This window comes from Pseudomonas sp. W22_MBD1_FP4, assembly GCF_052113765.1.
GTDB classification, from domain to species: domain Bacteria; phylum Pseudomonadota; class Gammaproteobacteria; order Pseudomonadales; family Pseudomonadaceae; genus Aquipseudomonas; species Aquipseudomonas sivasensis.
This window is the reverse complement of record NZ_JBGQOI010000030.1, coordinates 47,703-57,913: the sequence shown is the minus strand read 5'-3', so window position 1 is coordinate 57,913 and position 10,211 is coordinate 47,703. Positions and strand designations below refer to the sequence as shown.

General features: G+C 61.1%; 11 protein-coding genes. 2 read left to right on the top strand and 9 right to left on the bottom strand.

All coding sequences use genetic code 11. The annotated features are described in order from the left end of the window. The 5 genes from araH to ACEN2T_RS27445 all read right to left on the bottom strand — a co-directional run. A partial coding sequence (araH, locus tag ACEN2T_RS27465) for an L-arabinose ABC transporter permease AraH (RefSeq protein ID WP_442117851.1) occupies positions 1-950 on the bottom strand: 950 nt, incomplete at its 3' end. A 9-nt stretch (positions 951-959) separates the two neighbouring features. After that, positions 960-2,462 carry an L-arabinose ABC transporter ATP-binding protein AraG gene (gene araG / locus ACEN2T_RS27460; protein WP_122681216.1) on the bottom strand — a complete coding sequence of 501 codons (1,503 nt, stop codon included), beginning with the start codon at positions 2,460-2,462 and terminating at the stop codon, positions 960-962. Next, a complete protein-coding gene (locus ACEN2T_RS27455) occupies positions 2,459-3,445 on the bottom strand; it encodes a substrate-binding domain-containing protein (protein WP_095186531.1) in 987 nt (328 codons plus the stop codon). Before ACEN2T_RS27455 ends, araG begins: the two co-directional genes overlap by 4 nt. A gap of 37 nt (positions 3,446-3,482) precedes the next feature. Continuing rightward, positions 3,483-4,304 carry an SDR family oxidoreductase gene (locus tag ACEN2T_RS27450; RefSeq protein ID WP_032886824.1) on the bottom strand — a complete coding sequence of 274 codons (822 nt, stop codon included), beginning with the start codon at positions 4,302-4,304 and terminating at the stop codon, positions 3,483-3,485. Between the two features lie 157 nt (positions 4,305-4,461). After that, positions 4,462-4,941, bottom strand: coding sequence for a GNAT family N-acetyltransferase (locus tag ACEN2T_RS27445; protein WP_032886823.1), 480 nt, complete (start codon positions 4,939-4,941; stop codon positions 4,462-4,464). Positions 4,942-5,218: 277 nt separating this feature from the next. On the opposite strand from ACEN2T_RS27445, the gene ACEN2T_RS27440 reads away from it, so the two are divergent. Then, the gene (locus ACEN2T_RS27440; protein ID WP_032886822.1) at positions 5,219-5,557 is read left to right on the top strand and encodes a hypothetical protein; all 339 of its coding nucleotides are present in this window, start codon (positions 5,219-5,221) and stop codon (positions 5,555-5,557) included. 51 nt (positions 5,558-5,608) lie between these two features. Next, the gene (locus tag ACEN2T_RS27435; RefSeq protein WP_032886820.1) at positions 5,609-5,869 is read left to right on the top strand and encodes a hypothetical protein; all 261 of its coding nucleotides are present in this window, start codon (positions 5,609-5,611) and stop codon (positions 5,867-5,869) included. A gap of 120 nt (positions 5,870-5,989) precedes the next feature. Here ACEN2T_RS27435 and ACEN2T_RS27430 read toward each other — a convergent pair whose 3' ends face one another. From ACEN2T_RS27430 to ACEN2T_RS27415, 4 genes are all read right to left on the bottom strand, one after another. Then, on the bottom strand, positions 5,990-6,907 hold the full coding sequence (locus tag ACEN2T_RS27430) for a PfkB family carbohydrate kinase (RefSeq protein WP_095185657.1): 918 nt from the start codon (positions 6,905-6,907) through the stop codon (positions 5,990-5,992). Further along, positions 6,900-8,366, bottom strand: coding sequence for a purine-cytosine permease family protein (locus ACEN2T_RS27425; protein ID WP_442117850.1), 1,467 nt, complete (start codon positions 8,364-8,366; stop codon positions 6,900-6,902). Before ACEN2T_RS27425 ends, ACEN2T_RS27430 begins: the two co-directional genes overlap by 8 nt. Positions 8,367-8,445: 79 nt before the next feature. Further along, a complete protein-coding gene (locus tag ACEN2T_RS27420) occupies positions 8,446-9,447 on the bottom strand; it encodes an ADP-ribosylglycohydrolase family protein (protein ID WP_122753524.1) in 1,002 nt (333 codons plus the stop codon). Further along, entirely contained in the window at positions 9,444-10,157 is a 714-nt protein-coding gene (locus tag ACEN2T_RS27415) for a GntR family transcriptional regulator (RefSeq protein WP_442117849.1), read from the bottom strand. Before ACEN2T_RS27415 ends, ACEN2T_RS27420 begins: the two co-directional genes overlap by 4 nt. Positions 10,158-10,211: the final 54 nt, after the last annotated feature.

The window sequence follows — 10,211 nt, the reverse complement described above, 5'->3', positions numbered from 1 at the left end:
TCGATGACCACCGCCAGTAGCAGGATCGAACCGCGGATTACGTATTGATAAAACGTGTCGATGTTCTTCAGGTTCATCGCGTTCTCGATGATCGCCAAAATCAACACCCCCGCGATCACATGGCGGATCATGCCAATCCCACCACTCAACGACACCCCGCCTAGCACGCACGCAGAGATGACCGTCAGCTCAAAACCCTGCCCGATCATCGGCTGGCCTGAGGTCATGCGCGACGCAAGGATCACCCCGGCCAATGCGCCGATCAGGCCGTGCACGGCGAAGATCAGGATCTTGGTGCGGTCAACGTTCACCCCTGCCAGCAACGCCGCTTCCGGGTTGCCGCCGATGGCCATGGTGTTGCGCCCGTAGGTGGTGTAGTTCAGCAGCCAGCCGAAAAACACAAAGCACACGATGGTGATCAAAATCGGCACCGGCACGCCGAACAACTGGCCATTGCCGAACACAAAGAACTGCTCCTGGGACACGCCAACCGCCTTGCCGTCGGCAAAGATGTAGGCCAGGCCGCGCACGATCTGCATCGTGGCCAAGGTGGTGATCAACGCATTGACCCGCAGCTTGGCGATGACGATGCCGTTGATCAGCCCGACGATCAGGCCCATCAGCAGCGCGGCGCCGATGCCGAGCATGACGCTCTCGGTGTCGCGCATCACAATCGCCGCCACCACGCCGGCACAGGCGATCACCGAGCCCACCGACAAGTCGAAGTGCCCCGACGCCAGGCAGAACAGCATGGTGCACGCGGCGATGCCCACGGTGGAAATCGCCAGGCCCAGGCCGCGCATGTTCAGCGGTGAGAGGAAGTTGTCGATCAGCAAGGCGCACAGCACAAAGATGCTCACCGCCGCCAACAGCATCGCCCAGTTGTCGAGCAGTGCGCGCAGGTCGAAGGGTTTGCGTGCGGTGGGCAACGCGTTGTTTTGAGTGTTCATGGTCGTCTCTCAGTTCGTCACGCGGCGCGGCAGGGCCAGCTGCAGCAGGTTGGATTCGGTGGCGTTTTCACGGGTTTGTTCACCGCGCAGGGCGCCTTCGCACAGCACCAGGATGCGGTCGGAAATACCCATGACTTCCATCAAGTCGCTGGACACTACGATCACCGCAATGCCGCTGGCCGCCAGGTTATGGATGATCTGGTAGATCTCCGACTTGGCGCCGATGTCGATGCCCCGCGTCGGTTCATCCAACAGCAAGACCTTCATCGGCATCGACAGCCAGCGCCCCAAAATGGCCTTCTGCTGATTGCCGCCGGACAGGTACATGATTTTCTGTTGCGCATCCGGGGTTTTGACTTTCATCGCCTTGATTTGCTGGTCGGCGTTGCCTTTCTCCCAGGGCTCGCGCAGCAACCAGCCGAACGAAGAATGGGCACCACGGGCGCTGATATTGATGTTCTCGGCGACGCTGGAAAGCGGAATGATCCCTTCCTTTTTGCGGTCTTCCGGACACAGCAACACACCGGCGGCGATGGCGTCGCGCGGGGAACGCAGTTGCAGCGCCTCTCCACAGAGTTCAAGGCTGCCAGCGCTGCTGCGTTCCAACCCGCTGAGCAAACGAAACAGCTCCGTGCGCCCTGCTCCGACCAGCCCGAACAAGCCAAGAATCTCGCCCTTGCGCACGTCGAAACTGATCGGCTCACGCAGGCCAGGCCCGAGCAACCCGTCGACCTTGAGTGCGACCTCGCCATGCTCTCGCGGGCGGTAGTCGTAGATGTCCTGAATGTCACGACCGACCATGCAGGTCACCAACTGGTCGTGGCTGAGCGCACTCATATCATCAAAGGTGCGCACGTAACGCCCGTCTTTGAACACCGTCACGGCATTGCAAATCCGGAACACCTCTTCCATGCGGTGCGACACGTACAGCACCACTTTGCCCTCATCCCGCAGGCGCGTGATGATCGCCATCAAACGGTCGATCTCCCGCGCCGACAGGCTGCTGGTCGGTTCGTCGAACGCGATCACATGGGCGCCACGGGACAGCGCCTTGGCGATTTCCACCAGTTGGCGCTGGCCCAGGGACAAGCGCCCGAGCTTTTCTTCAGGATCGATTTCATCGGCCAGACCCTTGAGGCACGCCAGGGCCTGCTTGCGCAGCAGGCTCCGGTTGACCACGCCGAAGCGCGACGGCAGGTGCCCAAGGAAAAGGTTCTCGGCCACGGTCATTTCCGGCACCAGGTGCAGCTCCTGGTGGATCACCGCGACGCCGCTGGCGATGCTGTCCGCAGCGCATTTGAACGCCATGGTCTGCTCGCCGATCTGCACCGTGCCGCTGCTGGGAATGTAGGCGCCGCCGAGGATTTTCAGCAGCGTCGACTTGCCCGCGCCGTTCTCGCCCATCAAGGCATGCACCTGCCCGGGCTGGGCGCTGAAGCTGATGCCGTCCAGCGCCTTGACCCCGGGAAAGGTTTTGCCGATACCCTCAAACCGCAGGGCCGCCGCACTCATTTCCACAGCCCGATCTTGGTCAGTTCTTCCTGGAAGTTGGCGCGGGTGATCAGGGTGACTTCATCCATCGCGGTGTACTTCGGTGGCTCGGTCCCTTTGGTGACCCACTCGTACATCATCAGCGCCGTGTTGTAGCCCTCGATATGCGGGCTTGGCAGCATGGAGCCGAAGAAGCCGCTGTCGGCCTTTTTCAGTTCGCCGATGGCGTCGGTGCCATTGATGCCGATGCCAATCACGTTGGCCGCTTTGAAGCCTGCGCTTTCGGTAGCGCGCACGCCGCCGAGCACGGTGTTGTCGTTCATGCCGCCGATGATCAGGTTTTTCGCACCACTGGGCAGCTTGACCAGCGCCGAGTTGGTGGCGTCCATGCTGCCGGGGACGTCGAGGGTTTTCAGTGCGGCGGTGAGGATGTGGTCTTTCGGAATGCCGGCCTCTTCAAGGGATTTGATCGAGCCGTCGGTGCGTTTTTTACCGGTGTCGAGTTCGTTGAAGGTGTTGATCACCGCGTAGGTGTCCTTCCAGTCCCAGCCACGTTTTTTCGCTTCGGCAGCCATGGCGGCGCCTTGTTTCTGACCGACTTCAAAAGCGGCCATGCCCAGGTACGGCACGTCCTCCATGAAGTTGCCTTTGGCATCGACGAAGCGGTCATCCACGGCCATGACTTTCAAGCCATTGAGCTTGGCCTTGGCCACGATGGCTGGGCCGAGGGACACGTCCGGCGGGCAGATCACAAAGCCCTTGGCACCGTTGGCGGCCAGACTGTCGATGGCGGAAAGGGTTTTCTCACCATCGGGCACGGCAATTTTGATCACGGTGAAACCGTGTTCCTTGCCGGCTTTTTCGGCGAAGGCCCATTCAGTCTGGAACCAAGGTTCTTCGGCTTGTTTAACCAGGAAGCCGATCTTCACTTCTTCGGCGGATGCGAGGCTGCTGAGGCTGCTTAAAGCAACGGCGGCGGCAAGGACGCGTAGGGCTTTTTTCATGAACGACACCTTTTATTGTTATTGAGCGGTAAAAGTTCTAGTCGTGATACATCACAGACCGCCCGCCATCGATCATCAGGCAGGTAGCATTGATAAAGGGCGCCTCGTCGGTGGCCAAAAACAACGCAGTCATCGCCACCTCCACCGGCTGGCCGATGCGTTTGGGCGGGTGCAGGTCAAAGGCGCGCTGGCGCTCGGCGTGAGGATCGGAAAAACCGTTCCAGTAGTCGACGTTGAGTTGGGTTTCGATATAGCCCGGCGCGATAGCGTTAACGCGAATGCCCTTGGGCGCGTATTCGATACCGAGGGCTCGGGTGAGGCCGAGCAAGCCATGCTTGGCGACGGGGTACGGGAAGCAACCAGGAATGATGTGGCTGGAATGGGTAGAGGCGATATTGATGATGTTGCCGACGCCCTGCTCAATCATGTGCGGTAGCACCGTGCGGCAGCCAAACCAGGCGCCGTCGAGGTCAATGGCGAAGCAGCGGCGCCAATCTTCGTCGGTCATCTCCAGCGGGTCGCAGAACACATTGACGCCAGCACAGTTGACCAGCACATCCACGCGACCAAAGCGCTCAATGGCCACATTGACCAGCGCCTGCCATTGCTCTTTTGAAGTGATGTCGACGGCTTGCGCGTAAATCTGCGCACCGCGTTCGCGCCAATGGGCGGCCACCTTCTCGACTTTTTCACCCTGAATATCGGCGATAACCAGGCGCGCCTGCTGGGCCTGGAAACACGCGACGATCGCTTCGCCAATGCCTTGGGCGGCGCCGGTAATGATCACCACCTTGCCTTTGAGCCGCTCGCCGTAAGTGGGCTCGGGCACAGCGGGGAGTGACAACGGTTGTGCCTGCATCGCTTCACCTGTTTTATTTTTGGTAGTGAGTGCTGATGTCGCCGACTATAAACCCAGACCCAGAAACATCTCAATATATAAATTTGCATCCCATATTGTGAGCTCTGACATAAAAAAACCGGCCCTGGATTGGCCGGTTTTGTAGGCAGGATGACAATCAGCCCAGGGCAAAATCCCGTAATGCATCACCTTCCATGCGATAGCGCACCCACTCTTCCTGAGGCTGGGCGCCGATGGATTTATAGAAGGCAATCGCCGGCTCGTTCCAGTCCAGCACGCTCCACTCGAAGCGCGCGCAGCCGTTATCAAACGCGATCTTGGCCAGGTGGCGCAGCAACTTCTTGCCCGCCCCGCCACCGCGCTGCTCGGGGTTGATATAGAGGTCTTCCAGGTAGAGGCAGTTGCTGCCCAGCCAGGTGGAATAGCTGAAAAAGAACACCGCAAAACCAATCGGCAAGCCATCGCGCAAGCAGATCAGGCCATGGGCGGTGGCGCCCTCGCTGAACAGGCTGCGCTGGATATCCACCACGCTGGCGATCACTTCATGCCGGGCTTTCTCGTACTCGGCGAGTTCGGTGATGAACGTCAGGATCTGCGCAGCATCGCTGGGCACGGCGGGGCGAATCTCGATGGTCATGGGCAAGCCTTGGGCAATTTCAAAGCCGACATACTAAGGCGCTTTGATGACTGATTGCAGCGCATTTTCATGGGCCGTGCAGTTACGCCGGCCTGCGCTGCTGCAAGCACCCGCACGCACACGACAAAGCAGGGGGTGGCGCGGCGGGAGTGGTGAGGGGCCGCGCCACACAAAATCTTACAGGCGCGCTGATACCGTTCGTCGCCATCAAGGCACCATCAACAAACGGCAACTGACCAATAGAGGGTAAGGACATTAATTCTATGGAGATATCCTCATGAAGCCTTCCAAGTTTGCTGCCTTCGCCCTCACCGGCCTGCTGTCCGCCGCATCGCTGAGCGCCGTCGCTGCCAGCTCGACCACCGGCCCGACCGATCCTACGCCTGACGCCACCACCGAATCGCAAAAATCCATGGGCACTGGCCTGGATACCAATGGTGGCGCAGTCATTGATAACGCCAACGGCGCCGACCCGCATACCAAGGGCCACGACACCGAGCGCCAGGCACCTGCCGCAGTCGGCAACGGTAAAATGGGCCCGTCGATCAATGAGCCGAAGATCAACAAAGGCGACGACTCGAACCTGCCCGGCGCGCCGAAACAACCTGCGCCTTAAGCACTCGACCGCAAGATGAACACCCGATCATTTCCCAGTGAAGAGGTACGCATGAACGTCGATAGAAACCTTGAAAAAGAAGTCCTCACCCGCCTGCTGCACGCCCACCCACAAGGTTTGGGCAAGGAGGTGCTGGATAACTACCGCGGCGAAAAGGAGGTCGCCAGTGTGTTGGCGTTCCTACAGGACCGCGGGTTTATCAAGGATGGGCATGTGACCACCGACGACGCCGGCGAATACTCGCTGAACTTGCCGATCAAGCTGACGGCATCTGGAGTGGATGAGGCGCGCAAACTGGACGCCGGTCAGTAGCCTCCACACCAACCAAATGTGCGAGGGGGCGTGCTCCCGATAGCAGTATGTCAGCCACCTGTTCATGGGCTGATGCACTGCAATCGGGAGCACGCCCCCTTCCACATGTCTGCTCCGCGCTCAGTGAGTGAGCAAAGCATCAACTTCGTCGGTGCCGGGCGAGGTGGCCGGGCCCCAACGGGTCACCGCCAGCGCCGCCGCCGCATTCGCCCGACGCGCCGCCTCACACGGTGTCAAACCCGCAGCCAAACCTGCAATAAACACCCCCGCATGCGCATCACCCGCGCCATTGCTATCCACCGCCCTCACCTTAAAGCCTGGCACATGGTCGGCATGTCCGTGACGACTGACCCAACAGCCATTCGGCCCATCACGCACCACCAGCAGCGCGCCATCAGGCAGATGCCGATTGAGGTCCAGCAGTGCGTCCGCCAGTGTTTTCGCACCGGTAAACGCCAAGGCTTCCGGGCCATTGCTGGTCCAGATGTCGATACGTGGCAGCAAGGCAATCATCAGTGCAGAATCGGGCGCCTTGACCAGCGGGCCCGGGTCGAACACCACGGTGATCGCGCGGGGTAACGCCAGTAACCAATCGAGCAACGCCTGCGCTTTGCCTTCCAGCAGCAGGCTGTAGCCGCTGACGTATACATAATCATCAGCCTGGGGAACGACGCGCGCTAAGTCATCGGCAGTCAAGTCACCTTCAGCGCCGATATGGGAGATGAAGGTGCGCTCGGTGGTGGCCTCGGTCAGCGAGACACACAACCCGGTGTCCTTGCCCTCACTTGCCGCCTGGGCCATTTCCACGCCCTCGGCCTGCATCGCCGCGCGGGCCAGGTCGCCAAAGCGGCCGTTGCCGTGGCGCCCCAGGTAAACCACCGGCAACCCATTGCGTCGTGCCGCCGCCATTACATTGAAGCCGCCGCCGGCTTCGAAACCGGCGGACTTGGCGAGCACGTCGCCGCCGGTGGCGGGCAAGGTATCGAGGGCCATGACCAGGTCAACAATGACCTGGCCGGTGTGCAGCAATCTAGACATTGGGGCTCTCTACTAACGCTGGGCGACGATCAGCCGCGCCGCCCAGTACGGCATAAATCCCGCCGGCCACCAGAAAGGTGACGATCCAGCCCAGGCCGTTGTGGCCCAGCCAGGAGTCGGACAGCGGCCCGGCGAACCAGATATTTTCGGCGGTGGTGCCGATGGTGGTGAAGCTGAAGCCCAGCACAATCGCCACGGCCCACGCGCCGAACGCACGCCACTCCACACCGCCGCGATACCAGTAGGCGCTGCTGGGGCTGACGTCCAGCAGATCCTTGGGGCTGTAGTAGTGACGGTGGATCAGGTCGACCACAAAGATCCCGACCCACGCGGTAATCGGCACCGCCAGCAACGAGATGAAGGTGATGAACGGACCGTAGAAACTGTCGGCAATCAACATGAAGTAAATCGAACCGGCGAAGATCGCGACGATGTCGACGATCACTGCGTGCACGCGCTTGACCTTCAAACCGAGGGTCAAGGTGGTGAGACCGGCCGAGTATACCGACAGGTTATTGGACAGCAGCAAACCGCCGAACGCGGTGATCAGGTACGGCACGGCCATCCAGGTAGGCAGCATGTCGCGGATCGCGATGATCGGGTCGGTGGCCGAGGCCAGGTCGTTGTTGCCCACCGACAGCAAGCCGCCGAGGGTGATGAGCAGTACCAGCGGAATGCCCGCACCAAACGCGGCGGATGCCACCAGACGCACGGCCTTGACGCTGCGGTGCTGGTAGCGCGACATGTCGGCACCGGCGTTGGCCCAACCGATACCGGTGCCGGCGGCCATGGTGCCTATGCCGATGATCATTGCGCTCAGCGGTGCGGGTGTGGCGTTGAACACGGCGCTCCAGTCGATGGTGGCGCAGAGGAAGCCGCCGACCAGGATATTCAACGCACCAAACACGTACGTGGCCCACTTCTGGATGACCAGCAGGGTGGCATGGCCCAGGCCGGAAACGGACAGGGTCAGCAACACGAAGATGGCAATGAAGATCAGGGTCAGCACCGGCGCGCTTTTGGCCTCGACCGGCGACCCGAACAGGATCGAACACAACGACAGCAGCACAAAGGCGGCGGTGGTGGTGTTGACGGTTTCCCAGCCCAGGCGCGACATCAGCGACACCAGCGTTGGGCCGATATTGCCGCGCACGCCGAAGATAGCGCGGGACAGGGTCAGGCTGGGAGCCCTACCACGACGGCCAGCGATGGAGATGATGCCCACCACCGCGAAGGAGCCTGCTGCGCCGAGGATCGCCACGATGATCGCCTGCCAGATTGCCAGGCCACGGAACGCCACCAACGTCGCGCCGAGCGGCAAGCCGAGGATGCTGATGTTGGCGGCGAACCACACCCAGAACAGTTGCAGCGGATGGCCATTGCACTCGCCTTCGGGGACCGGTTCGATGCCGCGTGTTTCCAATAGTCCGGCGCTTTGGCCGGAAGAAGTGCTGCTCATGAGGGGGTGCTCCTGGTGCCGGTATTGTTGTGGTTGTGGCAGGTGTGCAAGGTGAATCGGTCTTCCCAACTGTCCTGACTCAGCGCATTTTCAACAGATCTTCAACCAACGGCTGCAAGTCCAACCCATTCACGGCCTTGATCTGTTCGATCATTGCCGCAGGCCAGCACTGCATGCCTAAACAGGCGCCGAGCATTGCACCCAGAATCGCCGCGATGGTGTCGGTGTCACCGCCAAGGCTGGCGGCCAGGCACAAAGCCTCGAAGGCGTTCATATCCCCCACTGCCACTTGCTGGGCGAGGGCAAACGACACCACCACCGACTCCTGGGAGGCGACTGAGGTGCCGATCAATTCGTAGAGCAGTTCAGCAAACAACGCTTTGTCGCCGCTGCCAACACTCAGAGTGCGCGCCCAACTGATACGGGTGGAGATACGCCCGCCAGCAATCCAATGACCGTGGCCTTCCGCCTGTCGGGCGATCTGGGTGCCAATATTCAACGCTTCGCCGAGATCCGCACCGTTGATACCGGCTGACACCACCGCCGCCACCGCCGCTGCACTGGAGATGCCCAAGGTGGTGTTGTGGGTGACCTGGCACGCCTGGATGACCGCCTGGATAAACGCTGCCGGGTCGCTGACATCGGCGGCGATTCCCACCGGCGTGATGCGCATGGCAGCGCCGTTGGTGGTGCCGTAGCGGCCGGACTCTTCCGGGGTATGACCGGCAAGGATCATGTCGATGGCACGCTTGGTCGACGGGCCGAGCAGGTCCTGGGAACCCTTGGCACGCATCACCGCTTCCCAGTCGATCAGGCGCTGGGCGAGCACGGTGGGCTCAATCTTGCCTTGGCCTTCAACCAGCAACTCGCCGACCAGAATTGCCTGTTCGGTGTCATCGGTAATGGAACCGGCGGGCATGTTCGGCGCGATAGGTTGGTCGGCACCGGCATCTTCCAAGGTGGTGATAGCACCGAAGCGCTGTCGCACCTGCTCGCGGCTGAGGGACTGAGTAGGCATGCCCAGGGCATCGCCCAGCGCGAGACCGTAGAAAGCGCCAACGGCGCGGTTATTCGAGGTCATTTCGACGATCCAAATTGCAGGTGCAGGCGAAAGTGCAGAGGGTCAAGCAAGCTTTCGACGTGCTCCATGAAACGCTCGCGCCGGTCATAGGTGGTGCGCGATGCCTTGAGGAATACGGTCCCCGCCGGGCGACCGAGCAGTTGGGCGTCTTCATCGCTGAGGGGGTCGGCGCCGATCCACTGGTCACCTTCGGCGCCGACATAGCCGTAGGCCGCCAGGGTGATGGTCAGGGAATTGTCGATCAGGCCGACACGGGGCAGGCTTTCCAGGCCACCGGACGCGGGCATCAACGAACGTTCAAGGGACACGGCGGTACCATCGGTGGTGCGCCGGCGGCGGTCGAGGGCGATAAATTGATCGGTGCCGAACCGGCTGAACAGGTCGGGGCGCGTCACCGCTTCCAGGCGCAGGACATCGGTGGTCACCAAGGCGCCATTGTCCGCCAAGGCCTGGGCCCACCCGCTGTTTTGATCGAGCACCATGCCGTCAAATGTGACGATGGAGCCGACGCCGCTCTGGGTCGCAATGTAATTGCGCCGCTTGAGTTCGGCCAGGGCTTCGCGCAGGGTGCCGCGGCTGACCGCAAATTCTTCCGCTAGTTGGTGCTCGCCCGGCAGCAGGAAACCGTCGGCCATCACCCCACCCTCGATACGGCGGATGAGCTCGTCGACGACGCGTTTTTTCTTATCAAATCGAACATGTCTAATCATGTACAAATTGATAACCGAAAGCGCCCGTTAGCAGCAAGCTTATTATTTCAAGAA